19 protein-coding genes and 1 riboswitch are annotated in these 24,503 nt (G+C 70.2%); of the genes, 8 read left to right on the top strand and 11 right to left on the bottom strand.

Features of this window, described 5'->3' with window-relative positions:
• Positions 1–35 precede the first annotated feature (35 nt).
• The 6 genes from ACT3UF_RS14115 (at position 36) to ACT3UF_RS14090 (ending at position 8,156) form a co-directional block, all read left to right on the top strand.
• Entirely contained in the window at positions 36–1,874 is a 1,839-nt protein-coding gene (locus tag ACT3UF_RS14115) for a sensor histidine kinase (RefSeq protein WP_444601156.1), read from the top strand.
• Between the two features lie 62 nt (positions 1,875–1,936).
• Positions 1,937–3,070: a fatty acid desaturase family protein gene (locus ACT3UF_RS14110; RefSeq protein ID WP_441444140.1), complete on the top strand. Its 1,134-nt coding sequence runs from the start codon at positions 1,937–1,939 to the stop codon at positions 3,068–3,070.
• Positions 3,071–3,209: 139 nt separating this feature from the next.
• A complete protein-coding gene (locus ACT3UF_RS14105) occupies positions 3,210–3,863 on the top strand; it encodes a DUF402 domain-containing protein (RefSeq protein WP_441444141.1) in 654 nt (217 codons plus the stop codon).
• A 70-nt stretch (positions 3,864–3,933) separates the two neighbouring features.
• Positions 3,934–6,483 carry an aminopeptidase N gene (pepN, locus tag ACT3UF_RS14100; protein WP_441444142.1) on the top strand — a complete coding sequence of 850 codons (2,550 nt, stop codon included), beginning with the start codon at positions 3,934–3,936 and terminating at the stop codon, positions 6,481–6,483.
• Positions 6,484–6,701: 218 nt separating this feature from the next.
• Complete coding sequence (locus ACT3UF_RS14095; RefSeq protein ID WP_441444143.1) at positions 6,702–7,652, top strand: mechanosensitive ion channel family protein; 951 nt, start codon at positions 6,702–6,704, stop codon at positions 7,650–7,652.
• Positions 7,653–7,706: 54 nt separating this feature from the next.
• Positions 7,707–8,156 carry a globin gene (locus ACT3UF_RS14090; protein WP_441444144.1) on the top strand — a complete coding sequence of 150 codons (450 nt, stop codon included), beginning with the start codon at positions 7,707–7,709 and terminating at the stop codon, positions 8,154–8,156.
• 7 nt (positions 8,157–8,163) lie between these two features.
• On the opposite strand, the gene ACT3UF_RS14085 is transcribed toward ACT3UF_RS14090, so the two are convergent.
• Complete coding sequence (locus ACT3UF_RS14085; protein WP_441444145.1) at positions 8,164–8,694, bottom strand: acyl-CoA thioesterase; 531 nt, start codon at positions 8,692–8,694, stop codon at positions 8,164–8,166.
• 40 nt (positions 8,695–8,734) lie between these two features.
• On the opposite strand from ACT3UF_RS14085, the gene ACT3UF_RS14080 reads away from it, so the two are divergent.
• A complete protein-coding gene (locus ACT3UF_RS14080) occupies positions 8,735–9,664 on the top strand; it encodes an acyl-CoA thioesterase (RefSeq protein WP_441444146.1) in 930 nt (309 codons plus the stop codon).
• A gap of 120 nt (positions 9,665–9,784) precedes the next feature.
• Here the strand turns inward: ACT3UF_RS14080 and ACT3UF_RS14075 are convergent, their stop codons facing one another.
• The 7 genes from ACT3UF_RS14075 to glgP all read right to left on the bottom strand — a co-directional run bounded on the left by ACT3UF_RS14075 (position 9,785) and on the right by glgP (position 18,691).
• A complete protein-coding gene (locus ACT3UF_RS14075; protein ID WP_441444147.1) occupies positions 9,785–10,126 on the bottom strand; it encodes a TfoX/Sxy family protein in 342 nt (113 codons plus the stop codon).
• Positions 10,127–10,189: 63 nt separating this feature from the next.
• On the bottom strand, positions 10,190–10,831 hold the full coding sequence (locus ACT3UF_RS14070; protein ID WP_441444148.1) for a thiamine phosphate synthase: 642 nt from the start codon (positions 10,829–10,831) through the stop codon (positions 10,190–10,192).
• Positions 10,828–11,604 (bottom strand): hydroxyethylthiazole kinase, encoded by a 777-nt coding sequence (gene thiM / locus ACT3UF_RS14065; protein WP_441444149.1) that lies wholly within the window; start codon positions 11,602–11,604, stop codon positions 10,828–10,830. Before thiM ends, ACT3UF_RS14070 begins: the two co-directional genes overlap by 4 nt.
• Complete coding sequence (locus ACT3UF_RS14060; protein ID WP_444601155.1) at positions 11,601–12,989, bottom strand: MFS transporter; 1,389 nt, start codon at positions 12,987–12,989, stop codon at positions 11,601–11,603. The genes thiM and ACT3UF_RS14060 overlap by 4 nt, the downstream gene beginning before the upstream one ends.
• A complete protein-coding gene (locus ACT3UF_RS14055; protein ID WP_441444151.1) occupies positions 12,986–14,620 on the bottom strand; it encodes a bifunctional hydroxymethylpyrimidine kinase/phosphomethylpyrimidine kinase in 1,635 nt (544 codons plus the stop codon). Before ACT3UF_RS14055 ends, ACT3UF_RS14060 begins: the two co-directional genes overlap by 4 nt.
• Positions 14,612–14,705, bottom strand: a riboswitch (TPP riboswitch). (Overlaps the previous gene by 9 nt.)
• Positions 14,706–14,769: 64 nt before the next feature.
• Positions 14,770–16,089 carry an extracellular solute-binding protein gene (locus ACT3UF_RS14050; protein ID WP_441444152.1) on the bottom strand — a complete coding sequence of 440 codons (1,320 nt, stop codon included), beginning with the start codon at positions 16,087–16,089 and terminating at the stop codon, positions 14,770–14,772.
• Positions 16,090–16,126: 37 nt separating this feature from the next.
• Complete coding sequence (gene glgP / locus ACT3UF_RS14045; RefSeq protein ID WP_441444153.1) at positions 16,127–18,691, bottom strand: alpha-glucan family phosphorylase; 2,565 nt, start codon at positions 18,689–18,691, stop codon at positions 16,127–16,129.
• Positions 18,692–18,990: 299 nt separating this feature from the next.
• Here glgP and ACT3UF_RS14040 point away from each other — a divergent pair, with 299 nt between their 5' ends.
• Complete coding sequence (locus tag ACT3UF_RS14040) at positions 18,991–20,547, top strand: RNA polymerase sigma factor (protein WP_442331706.1); 1,557 nt, start codon at positions 18,991–18,993, stop codon at positions 20,545–20,547.
• A gap of 82 nt (positions 20,548–20,629) precedes the next feature.
• On the opposite strand, the gene ettA is transcribed toward ACT3UF_RS14040, so the two are convergent.
• From ettA to ACT3UF_RS14025, 3 genes are all read right to left on the bottom strand, one after another.
• The gene (ettA, locus tag ACT3UF_RS14035) at positions 20,630–22,312 is read right to left on the bottom strand and encodes an energy-dependent translational throttle protein EttA (protein ID WP_442331705.1); all 1,683 of its coding nucleotides are present in this window, start codon (positions 22,310–22,312) and stop codon (positions 20,630–20,632) included.
• Between the two features lie 278 nt (positions 22,313–22,590).
• Complete coding sequence (locus ACT3UF_RS14030) at positions 22,591–23,283, bottom strand: HAD family hydrolase (protein ID WP_441444156.1); 693 nt, start codon at positions 23,281–23,283, stop codon at positions 22,591–22,593.
• On the bottom strand, positions 23,280–24,413 hold the full coding sequence (locus ACT3UF_RS14025) for a YlbL family protein (protein ID WP_441444157.1): 1,134 nt from the start codon (positions 24,411–24,413) through the stop codon (positions 23,280–23,282). Before ACT3UF_RS14025 ends, ACT3UF_RS14030 begins: the two co-directional genes overlap by 4 nt.
• Positions 24,414–24,503 lie beyond the last annotated feature (90 nt).

The raw sequence follows: 24,503 nt of genomic DNA, 5'->3' as shown, positions 1-24,503 counted from the left end.
CACACCGTATCCCCGTTCGATGAGAGGTCCCCGCCATGTTCCTGGTCCCTGACCGGCGCAGCCTGCGCCAGCTGGGCCCCGATCTGGCGCTGCTCTTCTCCGGGCTGGGGCTGACTCTGCTCTCCGTGCTGGTGCTGGTCCCGCTCACCGCGGTCTCCGCCACTCTGGCGGTCCTCTGGATCGGCGTCCTGCTGCTGCCCTTGACGCTGACCCTGGCATCCGGTTTCGCCCGCTGGGACCGGGCTCGGCTCCTCCGCTGGGGACTCGAGGTCTCCACCCCGCGATACCGACCGGCGGGACCCGGCGCCGCCGGTCCGCTGCGCCGCGTCACCGATCCGCGCCGGTGGCTCGACCTCGGATTCGAGGGGCTGATCGCCCTGCCGGTGCGCGCACTCACCGGGACGCTCGCCCTGCTCTGGATCCTCGGATCGCTCAGCGGGCTCACGCACTGGGCATGGGGACGGCTGCTGCCTCCGGATACCCGAGAGGTGCCGGGACAGTGGGCGCTGGCCGCGGTCACCGGTCTGATCCTGGCGCTGACCCTCCCTGCCGGCGTGCATCTGCTGGCCCGCCTCGACGCGGTAGTCACCGCATCCCTGCTCGGTGGTGCAGCCCCCGGCGCCCGCCTCCCCGGGGGCGTCCCTGCTGGGGCGGCCAGGATCTCCCCGCTCGCCGCCTCCGACCACCGCCTGCGCGAGAACGCGTGGAGCCGGATGACGATCGCCTACCTCGCCTTCGTGCTGGTGGTCGTCGGATGGCCGGTCACCACCGTGGTCTACGAGGTGCATCCTGCGGCGGCGATGGTGGTCTCCGCAGCCGCCGGCGCCGCAGCCCTGCTGGGAGCCCGCTGGCCCTGGGCTGGCCTCGCGCTCTCTGCTGTTGCCGCGCTCGCGGTGCTGCTGGTGACCGCGCCCGGTCACGGGACAGCGCCCTGGCCATGGCCGGTGACCGCGCTGCTGGCCCATTGCCTCACCCTGGCCGTCCTCGCGATCTTCCATCGCTGGTACTGGGCACTGTCGGCGTGGTCCGCAGGAGCGATCCTGACCCTGCTGGTGCTGCTGGTGACCGACCCGGCGAAGCTGCCGGAAGGGACCCTGCGCGCGGTGACGACCAACGGGGTGGTGCTGGTGGCCATCAGCGGCGGCGTGGTCCTGCTGGGGCTGACCGCCCGGCAGTGGATCCTGGCTCGAGGGCAGGCCGAGCAGGCGCAGAGCGTGAGCGTGGAGGAGATGCGTCGCCGCCGGGAGCTCGAGGAACGGGGCCGGATCGCTCGCGAGCTGCACGACGTGGTCGCGCATTCGATGTCCGTGATCACGGTGCAGGCGGGGACCGCGAAGTACCGCTTGCAGCATCTCGATGCCGAGACCGTCAGCGAGTTCGAGGACATCGCCGGGTCGGCCCGCCAGGCGCTGGGCGAGATGCGTTCGCTGCTGACGATCCTGCGCACCGACGAGTCGATCGCGGAAGTCTCGATGCCGGGCCTCTCCCAGATCGAGGAGCTGGTCGAATCCAGCCGCAGCGCGGGCGCGCAGATCAGTGCCGAGCTCGACGACGTCGAAGTCCTGCCGACGACCGGCCTCACCGCCTACCGGGTGGTGCAGGAGGGCCTGAGCAATGCCCTGCGGCATGCCCGCGGCGCGGCGATAGAGGTCCGGATCCTCCGTCTCGGCGGCGTTCTGGAGATCAGCGTCCGCAACCAGGCTCCCCCGCCGTCGGCTGTCCTGCACGACCCGCTCCCCGGGGCCGGGATGGGGCTGGTAGGCACCCGGGAGCGCGTCGGCGCCCTCGGCGGGACCGTCGAGAGCGGGCCCACGCCGGCCGGTGGTTTCCTGCTGCGAGCACGGATCCCGCTGGCCGACCCCCTACCCGGGTAGGGGGTGGAAGTTCGCTCCGACGAGGGACGCGCCGCACCGCCGCGCCTCGTAACGTCGTGACCATGACCACCACTGTCGAGCCCAGCACCGCTCCCAGCACCGCTCAGTACCGTGCTGCGGACCACACCCGCGACTACTTCGAGCTCTCCGAGCGCGTCAAGGCCGCAGGACTGATGGGCCGGAACGTGCGCTCCTACATGGTCCGCACCGCGATCCTCGCCGCAGTGTTCGCCGGCGCCTTCACCCTGCTGCTGACCCTCGGGAACACCTGGTGGCAGCTGGCCGTCGCCGTCCTGTTCGGGGTCCTGTTCACCCAGGCCGCGTTCCTGGGCCACGACGCCGCGCACCAGCAGGTGTTCGCCAACGGCCGCCGCAACGAATGGTTCTCCCGGATCATCGGGAACCTCGTGGTGGGGCTCAGCATCGCCTGGTGGAATCGCAAGCACAACAAGCACCACGCCCACCCCAACACCATCGGCCGCGACGGCGACATCGCCCCCGGCTGGCTGGTGTTCGTGCCCGGCGACGCGCAGGAGCGCACCGGGTTCATGGGCTGGCTCCTCCGCCGCCAGGGCTACGCCTTCATCCCGCTGCTGAGCCTGTTCGCCTTCGTGCTCCACTACGAGGCGATCTCCTCGCTGCTGCGTCAGAAGAAGGTCAAGCACCGTGCGTTCGAGCTGACCCTGGTCCTCATCCGGATCATCGGCTTCCCCGTGATCGTCCTGGTGACCCTCGGGCCGGTCCTCGGTGCCGCGTTCCTCGCCGTGCAGCTGGCCGTCTTCGGCATCACCATGGGTGGCTCCTTCGCCCCGAACCACAAGGGCATGGCCCTGATCCCGCAGGGCATGGAGGTCGACTTCCTGCGCCGCCAGGTGCTCACCAGCCGCAACATCACCGGCGGTCGCCTGATGAACATCGCGATGGGTGGGCTGGACCTGCAGATCGAGCACCACCTCTTCCCGCGGATGCCCTCGGCGAACCTGCGCAAGGTGCGGCCGATCGTCCGGGAGTTCTGCGCCGAGCGCGGCATCATCTACACCGAGACGAACCTGATCGCCTCCTACCGAGTCATCATCGGCTACCTCAACAAGGTGGGCCTGGGCTACGCGGACCCGTTCGACTGCCCCCTCGCCTCACAGCTGCGCGGCGCGCCCCTGCCCTCCTCGCAGCTGCGGAGCGCACCCCTGGCCTCCTGACGGCGCGCCGCACCTCCCGCGGAGAGGGAGGCGGTATGGTCGCTCCATACGCCTACCCCTTCACGGGCAGTGCAGCCCCGGCTCGGTGGCCGGTCGGTACGGGGCGTCCGTGGAGGCCGATCCGGCCGGGATCACCACCATGTCTTCCACCCCGCGCTGGTCGCCCGGCGACCAGGTGACCTGGACCTACTACACCCCACAGCACCCCACCCGCACCGTCCGCCCCGGCACAGTCGTGCTGGACGATGACCGCGGTGTTGTGGTCTGGATCGCGCCCGGCACCGAGGTGCTGCTGCCCGTGCTGGAATCCGGTGCAGCGTTGCGCCGTGCCGGGGACGAGGGCATGTTCACCGCGCCCCGCATCCAGTCCAAGCAGCTGTGGACCGGCAACGGCATCCTGATGATCGGGCTGCCGGACTCCCCCTACTCGATCTGGCTGTTCTACAAGGACGACGGCTCGCTGGGCTGCTACTACGTGAACCTCGAGACGCCCTACGAGCGCACCGCGGAGGGCATCTGCACCCGGGACCTGGTGCTGGACCTGGTGGTGCTGCCTCGCCGGGACTGGCACTACAAGGACGAGGACGAGCTCGAAGGCGCGGAGCGCACCGGGTACTTCTCCGCCGAGGAGATCGCCTCGATCCGCGCCGCGGGCCACCGGGCCGAACAGCACATCGCCGACTGGACCTACCCCTTCTCGGCGGGCTATGAGTACTTCTTCCCGGATCCGAAGTGGCCGTTGCCCACGCTGCCCGCCCACTACACCTGGGATCTGGACCTGACGCAGCGCTGAGCAGGATTGCTTCAGCACAGGGAGCCGCTTCAGTTCCGAGGCATGCAGGGTCGGTGGCAGGATGGAGCCCATGTCATCCGAGAACCTCACTCGCGACGAGGCCCGCAGCCGTGCCTCGTTCCTCAGCACCGATTCCTACGAGATCCGTCTTGATCTGACCACCGACGAGCGGACATTCCTCACCGAGACGACGATCCGCTTCTCGTCCACCTCCGCCCAAGACACCTTCGTCGACCTCATCGCAGCATCCGTCGAGGAGATCGAGCTCAACGGTGAGCTGCTGTCCGATCCCGCCTCGCACTTCGACGGAGCGAGGGTGCGCCTGCCCGCGCTCCGCGAGGGCGCGAACACCGTGCGGATCCTGGCGACCGGTCGTTACATGAACACCGGTGAGGGCCTGCACCGCTTCGTGGACCCGGTGGACGACGAGGTCTACCTGTACTCGCAGTTCGAGGTCTCCGATGCGCGCCGCATGTTCGCCTGCTTCGAGCAGCCCGATCTCAAGGCCACCTACCAGCTCACGGTCACCGCCCCGGCGCACTGGCGGGTCATCTCCGTCTCCCCCACCCCCGCCTCGACCCCCGCCGGGGAGGGCATCGCCACCTGGGCCTTCGAGCCCACCGAGCGCATCTCCACCTATCTCTTCGCCCTGATCGCCGGGAACTACCAGGGCGGCACCGGGGAGATCACCACCCGCGACGGCCGGACCATCCCGATGGGCGTCTTCGCCCGCGCCTCGCTCGCCGAGCATGTCGACGCCCAGAACGTCATCGACGTGACCAAGGCCGGCATCGACTTCTACGAGGAGGCGTTCGACCAGGACTTCCCGTTCCGCAAGTACGACCAGATCTTCGTGCCGGAGTACAACATGGGGGCGATGGAGAACCCCGGCGCCATCACCTACGTCGAGGCGTACGTCTTCCGCTCCGAGGTTTCCGACGCGGTGCGCGAGCGACGCGACCTCACGATCCTCCACGAGCTGGCTCACATGTGGTTCGGCGATCTGGTCACCATGCGCTGGTGGGACGATCTGTGGCTGAACGAGTCGTTCGCCGAGTACGCCTCCACGCTCGCGAGCGCCGAGGCCACCCGCTGGACCGGCTCCTGGACCACCTTCGCGTTGTCGGAGAAGGGCTGGGCTTACCAGCAGGACCAGCTGCCCTCCACCCATCCGGTGGTGGCCGACATGGTCGACTTCGAAGCCGTCGAGACGAACTTCGACGGGATCACCTACGCCAAGGGCGCCTCGGTGCTGCGCCAGCTGGTCGCCTACGTGGGCCGGGAGGAGTTCTTCGCCGGGGTCCGCGCCTACTTCGCCAAGCACGCCTGGGGGAACACCGAGCTGACGGATCTGCTGGTCGAGCTCGAGGCCACCAGCGGCCGTGACCTCAGCAGCTGGGCCGAGCTGTGGCTCCAGCGCGCCGGGGTGAACACGCTGCGCCCGGTGATCGAACGTGACGCCACCGGTGCCGTGACCCGCTTCGCAATCTCCCAGACCGCTCCGGCGGAGCACCAGACCCTGCGCCCGCACCGCCTGCAGGTGGGCGGCTTCTCGCTCCAGGACGGGGCGCTGGTGCGCACCGAGTCCGTCGAGCTGGACGTGGACGGGGAGCTCACCGAGGTGCCCGCGCTGACCGGGAAGCGCGCCGACCTGTGGCTGCTCAACGATGGTGACCTCACCTATTCGAAGGTGCGCCTCGACGAGAAGTCCCTCGCCGTCGCGATGGAGCACCTGCGCGATCTGGACGACTCCCTGGCACGGACCCTGCTGTGGTCCGCCGCCTGGGACATGGTCCGCGACGGCGAGCTGCCCAGCCGCCGCTACCAGCAGCTGGTCCTCGCGAACCTCACCGGGGAGGACTCCTCCTCGGTGGTGCGCACCCTGCTGCAGCAGCTGGAGACCGTCGCGGGCCCCTATGCCGCCGTCGACCAGCGGGCCCAGCGCACCGAGGCCGCCGCGAGCGCCGTCTGGGAGCTCGCGGTCGCGGCTGAGGCAGGCTCCGATGCCCAGCTGCAGTTCGTCGAGAGCTTCGCGCATCTGGCCCGCACCGAGGAGCACCGCCACACCCTCGAGGGGCTGCTCGGCGGGACGGTCACCCTGCCGGGCCGAGAGATCGACACCGATCTGCGCTGGAAGCTCGTGATCGCCCTCGCGGTGCTGGGCGGGATCGACGTCGCCGGCATCGACGAGCAGCTCGCCGCCGACGACACCCAGTCCGGCCGGAAGCATGCGCTCACCGCGAAGGCGGCGCTGCCCACCGAGGTCTCCAAGGCCAAGGCCTGGCGCCGCACGGTGGAGAAGGACACCCTGGCCAACGAGTCGGTCACCGCGGTGATCCAGGGATTCCGCCGAGTGGTCGACGAGTCGCTGCTGGCCCCCTACCGACAGCGCTACTTCTCGATGATCGACCAGGTGTGGAAGGAGCGCTCGAACGAGATCGCCACCCGCCTCGTGGGCGGCTACTTCCCGCACAGCTATGGCGGTCAGGCCGTGCTCGATGCCGCCGATCAGTGGCTCGCCGATGCCGAGGAAGCCCCCTTCGGGCTGCGCCGCATCATCATCGAGGGCCGCGACACCGTCGCCCGCCAGGAGCGCGTCCGCGCGGCGGACATCGGCTGAGCGACGCGCTGTGAGCCCGCGAACGGCAGGAGCACAGCCCAGCAGACACCGCTGAGCGACGCGCTGTGAGCCCGCGAACGGCAGGAGCACAGCACAAAAGACGCCGCTGAGCGACGCGCTGTGAGCCCGCGAACGGGGCCGGGGCGAGGCGGGTCGGTGACCCACCTCGCCCTGGACTCCTCCAGACTTCTGGCGGCCCGGGCGATATCGTCGAAAGTATGTTGGACGACCCCCTGGATCTCGAACCGCTGCTGACCTCACCCACCACCGATGAGGCGCTGAGCCTGATGGATCAGCTGCTGCGCTGGCTGGCCACCAGCGGCGTCAAGATCGTCGTCATCCTGCTGGCCGCCACGATCGCGAGTCTCCTGGCCGGTTGGCTGCTGCGCCGGTTCTTCCGCACCATGGTCCAGTCCGGATCGAAGCTCTCCACCGTGGCCGGGACCGTGATCAAACGGGATCCACGCTCGCAGAAGGCGGCCCAGGCCCGTCGCGAACAGCGTGCGCACACCCTGTCTAACGTGGCCCGCAACATCGCGCACGTGATGATCTGGGCCGTGGCCTCGGTGATGATCCTCTCCGAGATCGGGGTGAACATCGCCCCGGTCATCGCGAGTCTCGGGGTGGTGGGCTTGGCGGCCGGCATCGGTGCCCAGACCATCATCAAGGACGTGGTCGCGGGCGTGGTGATGCTCTTCGAGGACATCGTCGCCGTCGGCGACTGGGTGGACATCGAGTACGCCGAGGGCACCGTCGAGTCGATCAACCTGCGCGCCACCCAGGTGCGCGGCATCGACGGGGTGCTGTGGACGGTGCGCAACGGCGAGATCATCCGGGTCGGCAACTACGCACGCGGCTTCTCGAATGCCGTGGTGGTGCTCGACATCGACGCTGCGGCGGATGACGACCAGGTGACCACCGTGCTCGAGTCGGTCACCGCCGAGCTGGCCGCGGATCCCGAATTCGAGGACCAGATCCTCGCCGCCGCGAGCATCACCGGCATGCTCGCCGTGGATGCGAACCGCTACCAGCGCCGTGTCGTGATGCAGACCCCTCCCGGTCAGCAGTGGGGCGTGGAGCGAGAGCTGCGCGCCCGGATCCGAGACGGCTTCGCCGCCGCGGACATCGCCTTCGCCATGCCCCGTTTCGTCGAGACCGTCCAGAAGTGACAGCCCGCAGATGACTCCCACCTTCGTGACCCCCAAGACCGGAGAGCGCCAGCTATGACCACCCCGTCCCCCCAGCCCGAGCAGATCAGCTTCTACGAAGCCGTCGGCGGCCATGAGACCTTCGTACGGCTCGTGGACCGCTTCTACGAGGGTGTCGCCGAGGATCCCGAACTGCGTCCGATGTATCCGGAGGAGGACCTCACCGGGGCGCGCCACCGGCTGTGCACCTTCCTCGAGCAGTACTGGGGCGGTCCGAAGACCTACGGCGAGGAGCGCGGCCATCCGCGGCTGCGGATGCGGCACGCCGTCTTCCCGGTCTCCCCCTCGGCCCGCGATGCGTGGCTGCGACATATGCGCGCCGCCCTCGACACCCTGGACCTCGCACCCCTGCACGAGCAGACGCTGTGGGACTACCTGGATCGGGCCGCGCATTCACTGCTCAACACGGTCGACGGCGGCGAGGCACCGGCGGCCGGGCAGACCGTCCCCGATCAGCTGAGCTGAGCTGGGCTCAGTCGCGGAAGCGCAGCGGTTCGCCGGAGAACTGCTGGAGCTGGTCGCGGGTCTCCTGCTCCAGGCGGACGGGCGCGCCGGACTCGGCGTCGACCAGCACCACCACGGTGCGTGCCCGGGCGTAGGGAGTCCTTGCGTCGGGATCGTCGCGGGTGAGCACGAGGTAGTCGACGCTGAGGCTGGCTCCACCGATCCGGGAGAGCCACAGCCGCACCACCACGCCGTCGCGGCGATGGCCGAGCGGCCGCGCGTATTCGATCCGCTGCGAGGCGATGACCGTGCTGACCGCCGCCCCGGCCCCGCCGACCGGAAGCGCTGCCGGCGGCTGCGGCGCACCGAGCTCGACCTGTTCGGCTGGCGGCTGCCAGAAGGCGGCGATGCGCGCCTCCTCGAGCAGGCGCACCACCGCGGCGTTGTTCACGTGGCCGTAGGCATCGAGGTCCGTCCAGCGGACCGCGACCGGGATATCCAGGGGCTGCGGCTCTCCCGGCGTGAGATCGGGTGCATCGGCGAGGGAATGAGGTGCCATGGTTCTCATCGTAGGCGTCATCGCCAGTACGATCGGCCGCATGACCTCTGCGCACACCGACCCCTCGAAGATCGCCGCCGGTCTCGTGGATCTGCTGGATCTGCGCGAGAGCGCCCCCTTCGGCGAGTTCTCGACGACGGCTACCGTCGCCGCATATCAGGGTGATTCCTCCCCTCATCCCGGCGGGCACGTCTTCGGCGGGCAGGTGATGGGCCAGGCCGTCACGGCGGTGGGCCGCACGGTCTCCCCCGATCGCCGCATCCACTCGATGTACTCCTACTTCCTCGCCCCGGGCGATCCCTCGCATCCGATCCGCTTCCAGGTCGATGCGCTGCGCGATGGCGGCTCGTTCTCCGTGCGCCGGGTGCTGGCCACCCAGCCCGGCAAGGAGGCTGATGAGGAGGAGCGCACGATCCTCGCGATGACGGCGTCGTTCCAGGAGGACCAGGACGGGCTCGAGCATCAGGAGCGCGCCCCCGAGGCGCCGGATCCCGAGGGGCTGCCGACCACCGCCGAGGTGCTCGACGGGATCGATCATCCGGTGGCGCGCTTCTGGGCCACCCAGCGCCCGATCGACATCCGTCACGTCACCGATCCGATCTATCTGCGCCCGGATGCGGCAGGTGCGGAGTCGCAGATGGTGTGGATGCGCATGCTCGCCCCGATCGAGGCGGAACCGCTCACGCATGATGCGATCCTCGCCTTCGCGAGCGACTACACGCCCTTCGAGCCGATCCTGCGCCGTCAGGGGCTGAGCTGGATGACGCCCGGCCTGAAGATGGCGACGATCAACCACGCCATCTGGTGGCACAAGCACGTCGACACCAACGACTGGCTGCTCTACGTCCAGCGCTCCCCCTCCGCGAGCGGCGGGCGCGGCCTGACCCACGGCCAGCTCTTCGACCGCAGCGGTGACCTGGTCGCGACCGTCACCCAGGAGGGCATGATCCGGGCCAAGCAGGCCCGCTGACCAGCGGGTGCTTGCTGGCAGGCGCTGACCGGCGGGCGCTGAACGGCGGGTGCTGTCCGGCGGGCGCTGAGGAGCAGCGCCAGCAGCACCCGGATCCAGCGGCCGGGAGCGTTCCACCGCTCAGCGGTCGTGGAACTCGAGTGCGTCCTGGAGCCACCGGCCGAGGGCCATGTCCTCGGCCAGGGCGCGGGGCTCGACGTCGATCCAGCCCTCCCCCATCGACCGTTGCGTCCCCATCACCGCCTGCCGGGCACCATCCTGCGTCAGCAGCTCGGTGTGGCGCGTGGGCTCGACCCTGACCAGCAGCGAGCCGTCACCTCCGACGGAGACCAGCATCGCGTCCTCGAGCATGACGGCTCTGCCGCCGAACATCGAGACTTCTCGGACAGCTCGCCCGGGCGGGAGCAGGCTGCGGATCCGATTCAGGAGCGCCTCCTGAGAGGGGTGGGCGACAGTGGCCATGGGATCCCTCCCTCGATGCACGCGGATGGTCGGTCTTGAGTCTTCCTCACCGGAGCCGGTCTGTCACGGCCCGGCCGCGGTGACGACGTCCCGAGCGGCGCGCTCCGGATCGTCGGCGTCCATCAGGCCCCGCACCAGCGCGATCCCGGCGATCCCTGTCCGTGCGAGCGCCGGGACGTCCTCGACGGTGATGCCGCCGATCGCGACGATGGGGAGCCTGGTCGCCGCCACGAGGCTCCGGTAGCCGGCCAGGCCGAGGGGAGCACGACCGGAGTCCTTCGTCGGTGTGGGCCGGAACGGTCCGGCGCCGACGTAGTCCAGCAGCTCATGGAGTTCCTCCGCCCGGCGGACCGTCTCCAGCGTCCCCGTGGTCAGGCCGATGATCGCCTCCGGGCCCAGCATCGCGCGTGCCGCGGCGACTGGGAGATCGTCCTGCCCCAGATGCACGCCGTGCACCGCGGCGCCCCTGCGGCGTGCGGCGAAGGCGACGTCGGCGCGGTCATCGACCAGCACCTGGGCGGCGGGCCGCGCCTCGTGCACGGCGGCGGCGACGGCGCAGGTCAGCTCCAGCAGCTCGGTGGTCGTGGCGTCCTTGGCCCGGACCTGGATCACCCCGGCACCGCCCGCGGCGGCAGCCGCCGCGGCCTCGACCGTGCGCCGGCCAGTCCCCGAGGTCACCAGATAGCAGCGCAGATCCAGGGTCATCGTCCCACCTCGTCCAGTGCGTCCAGCAGATGCATGCGGAAGGAGCCCGGCCGGGTGGAGCAGCGCTCGGCCGTCTCTCCTGCGAGGGCCATCCAGGTCGTCGCGGCGAGCGCGGCCGTGAAGGCGTCGGGTTCGACGGCCCGGCAGGTCGCGGTCAGCGCGGCGAGCAGGCACCCGGTGCCGGTGACCCGTGTCAGCAGCTCGCTCCCCCTCGCCAGGCGGGTCCGCCGGTCGCCGCAGAGCACGAGATCGGCGGGGCCCGAGACCGCGACGGCGCCGCCGGTGTGCGCTGCGATCTGCATAGCGGCGTCCTCGGCGCTCCCGGGATCCGTCTGGGAGTCCGCGCCGCGCCCGCCACGCCCGGTTCCGGCCAGGGCGAGCACCTCGGAAGCGTTCCCTCGCACCACGGAGGGGTGGGAGTCGAGCAGGGTGCGCGCGAGCGCGGTCCGCACCGGGGCGATCCCGATCGCGGTCGGGTCCAGCACCCAGGGGCGGGCATCCCGCACGGCGGCGGCGACGGTCGCCGGGATGCCGTCCATCGCGTCGGTGCTGAGGGTGCCCAGGTTGATCACGAGCGCATCGGCCAGCGTCGTGAGGGTGGGGGCCTCTTGGAGGGTCTCGGTCATCATGGGGCGTGCGCCGGCGGCGAGCAGCCCGTCGGCGACGATCCCCATGGAGACCGTCGCGGTGAGGCAGTGCACCAGCGGCTGGCGCCGGCGGACGGCAGCGAGCACGTGCGCCACCGGGGCGAGGTCCGGGTCCGTCGGGCTCATCGTGCTCCCTCCGTCGTCTGCACCGGCCCGTGCTCGCGGACCCCGTCGGCAACGGTATCGATGTCAGCGTCGACGTCCCGTGGGGAGAGTCGGGGCCCGAGCGCGGCACCGAGCACGAGGAGCCCGCCGCCCAGACTGATCAGCGCCATCACCGACCCGTGACGCCCGAGCAGCGCCTCGAGCCACGGCAGGTAGAAGGGGTAGAGCGCGGGAAGGACGAGGGAGAGGCTGTAGCCCATGCCGTAGCCGGTGGAGCGCACCTCGGTCGGGAACCGCTCGGAGAGGTACGCCGAGACCGGGCCGTAGGCAGAGACGGTGATGACCTGCAGCACGGCCGCGAGCACTGCCGCTCGGCCGAAGGACTGCGAGGTGACTGCGAGCCACCACACGAGCGGGCCGGCCACCGCAGCGACCAGTCCCCAGGCCATGAACAGGGTGCGTCGACCGGTTCGGGTCGACAGGTGACCGGCGAGCGCCATCACGACCGCTTGGGCGATGGAGGCGATCCCGATCGCCATCGAGACGCCGGTCGCGGGCAGTCCGGTGTCGGTCCCCAGTCGGCCGGTCAGCAGCAGCACCGTGGTGTTGGTGAGCAGCCAGAGCCCCGTCATGAGGAGGAAGACCTGCCAGAACGACGAGGCCCAGCGGCCGGTGAGCAGATCCCGCAGGCCCGCTCGTGGGCGCACCGACGTGGTCCGGGCCCGTCGGTGGAAGACCGGGGCGTCGGTGACCTGGCGGCTGTAGTAGATCAGCATGCCGATCGAGGCCAGTGCTCCGAGCACGAAGAGCAGCCTCCACCCCCACGCCGCGTAGGCATCGGGGCCCAGCATCATCAGCAGCATCGCCACCGAGAAGGCGATGCTCGCCTGCGCCCACGGCGCCATCGAGAGGATCAATCCGCTCATGAGGCCGCGCCGTCGGGGCCGGGACCATTCCATGGCGAGCGGGATGGCAGCCGAGTACTCCCCCGCCACGAAGATTCCGCCGAGGAACCTCAGCGCGAGGATGAGGGCGATCGTCCCCGCACCGAGGATCTCGTGGGTGGGCGTCATGGCGATCGCCAGCGCACAGGCGGCGGTTCCGGCGATCGCGACCCGGGTGGTGCGGGTGCGCCCGAGACGATCCGAGATGCGCCCGAACACGATCCCGCCGACGGGCCGCCCGAACAGCATCGCGACGACGATCAGGGACCCCGTCGAAGCTGCTGCCGCGGGCCCGGCGAGCACGACCATCGCCGGGGCCAGCGCGGTCAGCGGCAGGAAGACGTGGATGTTGTCCACCCAGTTGCCCACGACGCCGGCGCGCAGGGCGGCCCGGCCGGCCGGGGGGAGGCGCTCATCGGTGGTCGCGATCGGGGTCCCCGGCAGCATATGGGTCCCGCTCACAGCGCCCCCTCCAGGATCGTCTCGTGCTGGTCCGCTGGAACCGGTGCCGCCAGGCGCAGCGCCTGGTCGAAGAACTCCAGCTCATGCCGGCTGGCGAGGAGATAGGCACGGACCGCTGCGGAGCGGACCGCTGGGGAGGCTGTGGCGAGCTCCCGTTCGACCTGCTCCAGTGCTCCTTGCGTGGCGATGACGAAGCCCGGGTCACGGTAGGTGTCGAGCCAGTCCGCATAGGGGTGATCGCTCGGGACGGAGGGCAGTGTGGCCCCCGTCTGCGCGTACAGCCAGTAGCAGGGCAGCACGGCGGCGGTTCCCACAGCACGCTCCTCCCCGAGGGTGGTGGCCAGCAGGAAGTCGGTGTAGGCGCTGGTCACCGGGGAGACCCCGATCTCCTCCTGCTCACCGAGCCGGCCACGGTGCAGCGCGGACTCGACGGTGAGGCAGCTGCTCGCACCGCGGGCCCAGAACACCTGGGCCACGACATCGGTCGAAGCGGCCGAGAGCGCCGCGAGCGCGCGGGAGTAGCGACGCAGGTACAGCGAGTCCTGGGCGAGGTAGAACGCGAAAGCGTTCGGGGGCAGACTGCCGTCGACCAGCTGACGGACGAGGTCGGACTCCGCGATGTTGCGAGCGATGGGCTCCCCCGCAGCCCACAGCGCCTGCGTCCATGGCCCGGCCGGGGCGACGGCAGGCTCGATCCGCGCCGCTGCCGGGAGCGCGGCACCGAGCGCCGAAAGGATCTGGTCCGGGGAGTCGAGGATGGGTGGGACAGCTCCCGGACCGAGCCAGGGGGTGGATTCCCCGGCGGCCTGCAGACGGCGGGCGCGGTGGGAGTGGTCCACCGGACCGTGGCCGCTCCCGACCCGCAGCGCCTCCCCGTGGGAGATGGCCTCATGCAGCCACTGGGTGGACCAGGCGAGCGCCTCCTGCGGCGACTCCCCGCTGCCCAATCGGGTGGCGAGCGCCGAAGCGAGGGAGCATCCGGTGCCGTGGGTGCTGGTCGAGCTCACCCGCGTCGAGGGGACCGGGAGGCAGATGCCGTCGGGGCCCACCCAGGTGTTCGTCACCGTCGCGGAGTCCAGATGTCCGGTCTTCACCACGACGGCGACACCTGTCCGTGCGGCCCATCCTCGGGCCTGCTCGAGGGCGGCCCGCTCATCACGGGCGCGCTCGCTCCCCGTCAGGCGTGCGAGCTCCTCGATGTTCGGGGTCACGACGGTGGCGCGCGAGCAGAAGGTGATCATGGCCTGCTCTGCGTCCGGCGCCAGGAGGCTGTCACCACTGGTCGCGACCATCACCGGATCGACGACGAGGATCTGCGGGGGATGCTCGTCGAGCCACTCGGAGACCGTCGCGATGAGCGCGGCAGTGCCGAGCATGCCGGTCTTGACCGCATCGATCACCACATCGTCGCTGACCGCGCGGAGCTGCCGGTCCAGGAACGGGGCCGGCGGGACGTGGATCTCCCGCACGCCGCGGGTGTTCTGGGCGACGAGCGCGGTGACCACGCTCATGCCGTAACCGCCTGCGGCGGTGATGGATTTGAGATCCGCGGCGGTGCCGGCTCCCCCGGAGGGGTCCGTGCCGGCGATCGAGAGCACACGGGGAATTCGGGCAGGGTACGACGGAGCCATGGAGGACATCCCTTCGCTAGTACGAACTAGATCAGGTTCCACGGGTGTGATCTCAGCGTCGTACGACGCACCCCGTGTCCGCGGCCGAGTATAGACCCAGCTCTCGCTTCAGATCTCCGTGCAGCCCTCGCCGCTCCGTCGAGCCCTGCTCAGCCCATCGCCTCCCGGGCGGCCTGCTGCGCCTCGGGGAGCGCCTCGGCGGCGGTGGCCTCGCCACGGAAGATCTTCGCGATGCCCTGCAGAGCGGTGCCGGTGGCGATCGCCGAACGATCCCCCGTCTCGGGGCGCGCCGCGGACTCGGGCGCCTCGATCACCGAGACGTCCACCCCGGCCTCCGCCCAGCTCTCCTCCCAGGCGCCGCGCAGATCGCGATGGGCCGGGATGCCCAGGCGGTTCTCCGCGAGCACGCGCTGGCCGTCCGCGCCACCGAGCCAGTTCAGCAGCTCGGCGATCGCTGCGGCCCGCTCATCCTTCTTCGCCTCGACGCCGACGGCGGCGATCGCGTGGACCAGCGGGCGGGGGCCCTGGGAGCCGGCGACGACGGGATGGATGCCCCAGTCGAAGCTGCCACCGATCTCCTCGGCCAGGGTGTGCAGATCGTAGGTGCCCGTCTGCAGCAGACCGAGCTTGCCCTGGAGGAAGAGGTTCCGACACAGCGTCGGGTCCGCGGTGGTCTCCGACCCCGCCGGGCCGAGGTGCGAAGAGGCGAGATCGGCGAGGTACTGGACCGCAGCGGTGCCCGCGTCGGAGGCGAAGGACATCGTCCCGTCCTCGTCCTGCCAGCTGCCGCCCTGAGCAGCGATGAACGGTCCCAGCACCGCAGTACGGTCGGGATGCGCACTGAAGCCGAACGTCGCCCGGGTGCCGGGGTCGAAGCCCTCGTCCCCGGGGTGGCGGCCCTCCCCGTCGACGGTGATCGCGCGGGAGAGGTCCCGCAGCGGGTCCGTCGGCGCGCCGGGGTCGAAGCTCAGCGCGGTCGCGTCACCCTTGGCCGCGGCGACCAGGCCCTCGTGCGCGACCAGGATGCTCTGCTCCCAGAGCTGGGGAACACCCCACAGCCCGTCCTCGAGCCGATAGAGGTCCGTCGCGACGCCCTCCCACCGGGAGGAGGTCTCGCCGACGATCTCGCCGATCTCGAGCAGCCGCCCGCTGGCATGAGCCTGGGCGAGGTTCGCGGTGTTCATCCACAGCACGTCGGGCAGGTTCTTCGCCGCCACGTCCAAGGGCAGCTGGGTCCAGTAGTCATCCCAGCCGAGCACCTCTACCTCGACCGCGATCCCGGTGCTGTCGGTGAACTCCGCGAGGGATTCCTCGTACGCCGCCGCTGCCGCCTCGCTCCACACCCGCATCCGCAGCGTGTCGCCGTCCTCGAGCTCGACGGACCGATCCGAGGAGCAGCCGCTGAGCGCCCCGGCCCCGGCCAGTCCCATCGCAGCGGTGGTGAGCAGGAGCTGGCGGCGGGTCGGCACGGGGTCGGGGCCTTTCAGTGGTGGTGCGGCGGGTCGCTCAGGCGGTGGCGACCAGCCCGAGCTCGGCGCGGGAGGCCAGCACCGGGTGCTGCGGCGTGACCCGCACGGTGTAGCCCACCTCGCCGGGAGCGGCGAGCGCGAAGCGTGCGGCCCAGCGGCCGTCGTCCCCGCGCTGCAGAGGGATCAGCTGAGGATCGATGATCTCATCATCCGCGCCGATCTCACCGAGCACCGCCTCGATCAGCACGTCCGTGTCGCGAAGGCCGCCCAGCTCGACGTCTGCCACCAGCGTGACCTCGGCGCCGGTGGAGACCGTCGACCCGTCGGTGCCCTCGAGGGTCACCCCGCTCACGGCGATCGCAGACCAGGCCTGCTGCACTGCGGCCTTCCACTCGGTGAACTCGCCGGCCAGCGCCGGATCCGAGGCGAAGGCGGACGCAGCCCGGGCGGCAGGCAGATAGAGGTCGGTGACGTAGTCACGCACCATGCGTGCCGCGACGATCTGCGGGGCGACCTTGACCAGCGAGGAGCGGACCTTGGTCATCCAGCCACGCTGCATGCCGCGCGCGTCACGCTCGTAGAACAGCGGGACGATCGACTGCTCGAGGATCTCGTAGAGGGCCTCGGCCTCGATCCGGTTGCGCTCGGACTGGTCGGGGACCTCCGCGGTGGGGATGGTCCATCCCGCCTCGTCGTCCTTCATCTCGTCCCACCAGCCGTCGGACACCGAGAAGGTGAGCCCGCCGTTGAGGACGGCCTTCATGCCGGAGGTGCCGGAGGCCTCCTCCGGTCGGACCGGGTTGTTCAGCCACACGTCCGAGCCGGCGATCAGCACCGAGGCCATGCGGATGTCGTAGTCGGGCAGGAAGGCGATGCGATGGCGCACGCCGTGGTCATCGGCGAACTGCACCAGCTGCTGGAGGAACTCCTTGCCGGGGCGGTCGGCCGGGTGCGACTTGCCCGCCACCACGATCTGGACCGGACGCGACTCGTCCAGCAGGATCTTCTTGAGACGCTCAGGGTCCGAGAGCATCAGCGTGAGGCGCTTGTAGGTCGAGACGCGGCGGGCGAAGCCGATGGTCAGGGCGTTGGGATCCAGGATGTGCTCGGTCCAGGCGAGCTCTGCCTCGTCGGCACCGCGGCGCAGCCACGACTCCTTGACGTGATCCCGAGCCATCGTCACGAGATCCGCGCGCAGCGCGTTGCGGGTCTCGGTGAGCTCATGGTCGGTGAGGGTCGCCAGGGCGCTCCAGTCGCTCAGCGAGGAGATGTCGACGTCGCCGAGCGCCTTCTTGTACAGGTCATCCATGTGCGCCGAGGTCCAGGTGCGGCGGTGCACGCCGTTGGTGACCGAGCCGATCGGCACCTCGGGCACGTCGAAGCCCGGGTAGAGGTCCTGGAACATGCCGCGGGAGACCGCGCCGTGGAGCTTCGCGACGCCGTTGGCGCGCTGGGCGATGCGGAATCCGAGCTGGGCCATGTTGAACACGTCCCCGCCCTTCTCGATCCCGAGGGCGAGTGCGGCTTCGACGGGCAGCGAGGGGATCAGGCGGGACAGGCCCGTCTCGTCGGCGTCGAGGTAGCTGCGCAGCCGGGAGGCGTCGAAGCGGTCGATGCCGGCCGGCACCGGGGTGTGGGTGGTGAACACGGTGCCCGCCCGCACTTCGGCCACGGCCTCGGAGAAGCTGGCCCCGGCGTCGATCCGGCGGCCTACACGCTCGAGGCCAGAGAAGCCCGCGTGGCCCTCGTTGAGGTGGAACACGGTGGGTGCCGGAGCTCCGGTCGCCTGGGCGTACGCCTCGACGGCGCGGACGCCGCCGATCCCCAGCACGATCTCCTGGACGATGCGGTGCTCGTGGTCGCCGCCGTAGAGCCGGTCGGTGATCTGGCGGGCATCCTCGTCGTTGGTCTCGAGGTTGGTGTCGAGCAGAAGCAGGGGGACCCGGCCCACCTGCGCCTTCCAGACGGCGATGGCGACCTCACGGCCGCCCGGCATCGTGACCGAGACGGTCAGCTGCTCTCCGGCGGAAGTGAGCACGGGAGAGATGGGCAGCTGCTCGGGATCGTTGTGATGGTAGTTCTCCTGCTGCCACCCGCTGGGGTCCAGCGACTGGGAGAAGTAGCCCCACTGGTAGAGCAGGCCGATGGCCACCAGCGGCACCCCGAGGTCCGAGGCGGACTTCAGGTGGTCACCGGCGAGGATGCCGAGGCCCCCGGAGTAGATCGGCAGGGTCGGGGTGATCCCGAACTCCATGGAGAAATATGCGATCGAGGAGCCGTCACCGGCGCCCTGTGCCCCGGGGACGGTGCGCTGGAACCAGCGACCGGAGTCGAGGTAGGTGCGCAGGTCACCAGCCTCAGAACGCATCTGCGCGAGGAACGTCTCGTCGCGGGCCGCCTCGGCCAGACGCCCCGCCGGGACCCGGGAGAGCATCGCGATCGGGTTCTCCCCGCTGGCGGCGAACACCTGCGGGTCGAGCGAGCGGAACAGGTCGACGGTCTGACGGCGCCAGGTCCAGCGCAGGTTCAGCGCGAGGTCGCGCAGAGGCTCGAGGACGCTGGGGAGGTCGGAGGAGACCGTGATCGTGGAGATCGGCTTCATGGCACCACGGTACCCGAGGACGTTGACAGGTCTTGCACATTTCTTGCGCTTCGGACGACGATGTTCTGCCCGCATTTTCCGCCGCCCTACCAGGGGAGATGCCCGATTGCCAGATCGTCCGACACGCAGAACTCCCTCGCTGTGCAACATTCTTGCAAGAGCTTTCCTCCCGGTGGGGCCGCCCGTTCCCGCGCCGACAGCGGCATTCGCCCCTCACCGGCGTCACTGCCTGCGACAATGGTGCGGCACCGTGGGGGACGGTGCCCCGACGACGAGAGCAGAACGCACGGAGGCGCCCGATGGGGAGCGACATACGGACCGGGGAGATGCCCGCGATCCCGGAGGACACCATCGACCTCGGAGAGCGCCTCGATCCGACGCGCACGCTGCTGCGGCGAGCAGCCGGTGGGGATCAGCGTGCCGCGGCCGCACTGGTGGACGTGCTCGGGCCCCGCATCCACGGCCTCTCCGTGCATGTGACGGGCTCCTCGGCGCGGGCGGAGAAGCTCGCCGTGACGGTGCTGCGCTCCTGCCTTCGAGAGGCCGGCGATCTCGCCGCGAGCGGGCTGCCGGGCGAGGCGGCGGTGCTGGACCGGGCCCGACGGGCCGCAGTGGCCACCAACCCCAGCGGTGACGTGCGCTCCCTGGTCGCACCGGACCTGGTCAACGACCGCACCCGCGACCGACGGGAGGTGGAGGTGCTGCGCGTGCTGCTGGAGCTGCCGCCGGCACATCGTGCGCTGGTCGAATCCGCCGCCCAGGGGCGGTTCTCCTACACGGGGCAGCCTCGCCAGCAGAACGCCGTGATCCTCTCCCAGGCACTGGATCAGCTGGTCCCCTTCGGCGGTCCGCCCGATGTGGAGACTCGAGCGCTGGCCGCACTCGATGCCCTGGCCCTCGCCGAGGAGGGTGAGCGGCTCCGACTGCGCGAGCTGACCCGGTATCCGGAGACGGCAGGGATTCATCGCCATGCCATCGAGGCCGCGGCGCGTCTCGCGCTGCTGACCACGGTCCCGCCGTCTCGCGATCTGCGCCTCGCCGTGCTCGAGGGCTTCGGTGCAGTGCGGACCGATGGCGCCCGCTCGAGTCCGCTCTCGGCCCGTCCTGCAGGCGCCGCAGAGCCCGAGCCCAGCTATCGGGGCGACTACGCCACTCCGGTGCTCGGAACCGACTCGCAGCGTCGGATGGTCGGCCCGCCGGCGATGGCGGGCGGACGCCACTCCAGCGCCGTGGAGCCACAGGACGGCTCGTCGATGGCCGCCAGCAGCGAGGCGGCTCTGCCGACGGGCGCTCCGGAGGGCGCCTCGTCCCCCGCCTTCTCCTTCCGCGCCACCGATGAGAAGCAGCGTTCGCGTCGCGACCGCCGGCGCGAGAAGCGGCGCGCCGCGCAGGGGCGCCGCGGCGTCCCGTGGTTCTCCCGCACCGTCGCAGCAGCTGCAGTGGCCGCGTTGCTGGTGCTCGGCTATCTGCTGTCGGATGTCCACCATCAGCTCGAGGAGTCCGAGCGCCTCGCCTCAGCCTGGGCGAACCACACCATGACCGCCGGCGCCCAGCTGGTCCCCGGAGTCAGCGACAACGGGACCTGGCGCGCGGTCATCACCGAGGACGGCATCTCACTGCGCGCCGAAGGGGTCGTGGGCTGGGAGGACGAGGTCCTCGAGCTCTGGGGCGAGACCGATGGGGTGCAGCGCAGTCTGGGGGTGCTTGATCTCGCCGACGACGGCTCTATCAGGTTCACCACCGAGGAGAGCGATGAGCGTCTCTTCGTGACCCGCGAGATGCCCCCTGGGAATGAGTCCGGGACACCCTCCGAGCGTGTGGTGGCGAGCCTGGACCCCGCCGTCTCCGGGGTCTGATCCTTCTGAGCATGACGCCGCCCCGCTCGCGATGGCGAGCGGGGCGGCGTGTCGTGCGGGCGCGTCCGGCAGATCGTCTGTCTCAGTCGCGGGTCAGGCGGCGGTAGGTCACGCGGTGGGGACGTGCGGCGTCCTCGCCGAGGCGCTCGACCTTATTGGTCTGGTACGACTCGAAGTTACCCTCGAACCAGTACCAGTTCGCCGGGTTCTCCTCGGTGCCCTCATAGGCCAGGATGTGGGTCGCGACCCGGTCCAGGAACCAGCGGTCGTGGGAGACGACCACGGCGCAGCCGGGGAACTCGAGCAGCGCGTTCTCGAGCGAGCCGAGGGTCTGCACGTCCAGGTCGTTCGTGGGCTCATCGAGAAGCAGCACGTTGCCGCCCTGCTTGAGGGTCAGCGCGAGGTTCAGGCGGTTGCGCTCACCGCCGGAGAGGATCCCCGCCTTCTTCTGCTGGTCCGGGCCCTTGAAGCCGAACTGGCTGACGTAGGCGCGTGAGGGGATCTCGACCTTGCCGACCTGGATGTAGTCCAGCCCGTCGGAGACGACCTCCCAGAGATTCTTCTCCGGGTCGATGTTCTCGCGGTTCTGGTCGACGTAGCTGATCTTGACGGACTTGCCGATCTTCAGCTCGCCGTCGTCCAGCGGCTCGAGGCCCACCATGGTCTTGAAGAGCGTGGTCTTGCCGACGCCGTTGGGGCCGATGACGCCGACGATGCCGTTGGGCGGCAGGGTGAAGGAGAGCCCGTCGATGAGCACGCGCTCCCCGAAGCCCTTCTTGAGATCCTTGGCGTCGATGACCTGGTTGCCCAGCCGCGGGCCAGGCGGGATGGTGATCTCCTCGAAGTCGAGCTTGCGGGTGCGCTCGGCCTCGGTGGCCATCTCCTCGTAGCGGGCCAGTCGGGCCTTGGACTTCGCCTGGCGGCCCTTGGCGTTGGACCGCACCCACTCCAGCTCCTCCTTGAGGCGCTTGGCGAGCTTCTGGTCCTTCTTGCCCTGGACGTTGAGGCGCTCTTCCTTCTTCTCCAGGTAGGTGGAGTAGTTGCCCTCGTAGGGGTACAGGTGACCGCGGTCGACCTCCGCGATCCACTGGGCCACGTGGTCCAGGAAGTACCGGTCGTGGGTGACGGCGATGACGGCGCCCTCGTACTGCTTGAGGTGCTGCTCGAGCCAGAGCACGCTCTCGGCGTCGAGGTGGTTGGTGGGCTCGTCCAGCAGCAGCAGGTCGGGCTTCTCCAGCAGCAGCTTGCACAGCGCCACGCGACGGCGCTCACCACCGGAGAGGTGGGTGACCTTCTCGTCGCCGGGCGGGCAGCGCAGGGCGTCCATCGCCTGCTCGAGCTGGGAGTCGAGGTCCCAGCCGTTGGCGGCGTCGATGTCGGTCTGGAGCTTGCCCATCTCCTCCAGCAGCGCGTCGAAGTCGGCGTCGGGCTCCGCCATCTCCTCGCCGATGGCGTTGAAGCGCTGGACCTTCTGGAACAGCTCGCCCATGCCTTCCTGGACGTTCTCCAGGACGGTCTTGGACTCGTCCAGCGGCGGCTCCTGCAGCAGGATTCCGACGCTGTAGCCCGGGGAGAGCTTCGCCTCGCCGTTGGAGGGCTGGTCCAGCCCCGCCATGATCTTCAGGATCGTGGACTTGCCGGCGCCGTTGGGGCCGACCATGCCGATCTTCGCACCGGGGTAGAAGCTCATGGAGACGTCATCGAGGATGACCTTCTCGCCCACGGCCTTCCGGGCTTTGTACATGGAGTAGATGAATTCAGCCAACTCGTGTTCCTGTTCGGAGAGGGGTTCTGGGGATTCTCACCGGCGCGCCGCAGAGCGGTGCCGCACGGGATGTGTCGCACTGCCCGACTCTACCCGCATCCGGGCCTCTGACCCCCGATGGCGGGGCCGAGATTGACGCGTGCCACCCATATCGCCCGTGCGGCGCCGGATCGGTCCCCATTGCGTGCGGGTCGCACGCGCTCAGTCCAGTCGAACAGTGCAGTCGAGCAGTCCGGGCGGAAGAGCTCAGCCCAGTCGGAAGCGCTCGGTCCAAGCGCTCAGTCCAGCGGGACGCCGCGTTCGGCGAGCAGCCGGCGTGCCGTCACCGCGCCGTGCTCGGTCCCCTCGGGGTGCACATCGCCGTTGCGGGGCCAGAAGTGGGCGTCGATGCCGCGTTCCTTCGCGGCGTCCACGTTCTCCTGGCGGTCGTCGAAGTAGATGACGGCCGAGGGGATGGACACTCCCCCGGTCTCGTGGGCGAGGACGTCGAGCATCACCTCGTAGATCTCGCGTTCCGGCTTGGCCGCTCGCTCCTCGCCGGAGACAACGGCGAGGGTGAACGCCTCGAACCAGTCCGCACGGCGCACCTCCTCCGCGAAGGACACCGACGCGTTGGACAGCAGGGCCAGGCGCACCTCGTTGCGGGCGAGATCGTGGATCAGCGACCTCGACTCGGGGTCCATCCGCAGGAAGTAGCGGTTGTCCGCCTTCTGCAGCTCGGCGATCTCGTCCTCGGAGAGCTCCTCGACCCCGACGGCGGCGGCCACTGCGGCCCAGTACTCGGCGAGGGTGGTGTCCCCGCGGTCGTAGGCACCCCGTTCACGCCACAGCGCCTCCTCGAGGACCGACGGCTCGCCGCCGAGCAGCTCATGCAGGTCCGGCACCGGGTCATGCCCGGCGCTCAGCACACCCCCGTAGTCGAACACCACTGTCGGCTTCGGCGGAGTGCGGCGTCGATTGCGCTTGCTCATTCGTTGTTCACGTCCTCACAGGTGGGCAGGCCTTCGGCGCTGCCGGTCTCGGCAATGGTCTCGGTGGCGTCGAGCGCGTCCTCGAAGTCCGTCACGGCGACGACCTCGAGCCCTTCGGGTTCGTAGCCGACGACCTCGTCGCAGTTGGCGCTCGGCGCGAGGAAGAACTCGGCGTCGGACTCGTCGGCGCCCACCATCTTCTGGCGGATCCCTCCGATGGGGCCGACCGCGCCGTCCACGGCGATGGTCCCGGTGCCGGCGATCTGGTGGCCGCCGGTCAGGGCGCCGGGGGTGAGCTCGTCATAGACGGACAGCGAAAAGATCATTCCGGCGCTGGGTCCGCCGATGTCCCCGACCGCGATCTGGACGTCCATCGGGAACTCATAGCCTGCGGCGAGCACCACGCCCATCCGGGGTGATCCGTCGGCCATCTCGGAGGGGACCTCGAGGTCCAGCTCCTCACCGGCGCGCCGCACCCGCATCGGGACCGTCCCACCCTCGGGCGTGGCCCGGATCAGCTCGCGGTAGCCCTCGAGGGAGCTCGCCGTCTCGCCGCCGACGGAGACGATCACGTCCCCGCCCTCCAGGGTGCCGTCGGCCGGCGCCCCCTCCTCGACTCCCGCGATCATCACCACGGACTCGTACTCGAGTCCGAGCTCGTCCAGCGCCACGGCGACCGCACCCTGCTGGGAGGTGCTCATCGCGGCGGTGTTGTTCAGCACGGTCTGCTCGCGGGTCTGCCCCTCGGGGAACACCGCCTCCTTGGGCAGCACCATCTTGGAGCGGTCGAACCAGGCGGCGACGACCTCCACCGGAGTCACCCGGTATCCCGGCCCGCCGTCGACGGAGACCGTGGTCATCATCAGCGCGCCATCGGTCGGATGGGTCTCCGCCCCGTCGATGACCAGGATCTGCTCGCCGTCGTACTCGCCGAGCACATCGATCGCGGGCCCCGGACGCTCGATGACATAGGGCACCGGGATGAAGGAGCCGCCCAGGATCATCACGCACAGCAGCAGCAGCGAGACCAGCGCCAGCACCGGGCGTGCGAGCTGCGCGTCGTCGACGGACCGGGCGAGCAGCTTGCGCACCCTGCGGGCGGGCGACGGGGCGGTGGGGTCTTCTGTCACCCCGACATTGTGCCCCACCGTCCGCATGCTCCTCGCGGCGCGCGGAGCGACGATCAGGCGCGGTCGGTAGGCTGGGGACCCACGCACAGC

This window comes from Brachybacterium sp. AOP24-D1-21 (genome assembly GCF_052378665.1).
Lineage (GTDB): Bacteria > Actinomycetota > Actinomycetes > Actinomycetales > Dermabacteraceae > Brachybacterium.
Note: the sequence above shows the minus strand (reverse complement) of the source record. Positions and strands in the feature narration are given on the sequence as shown.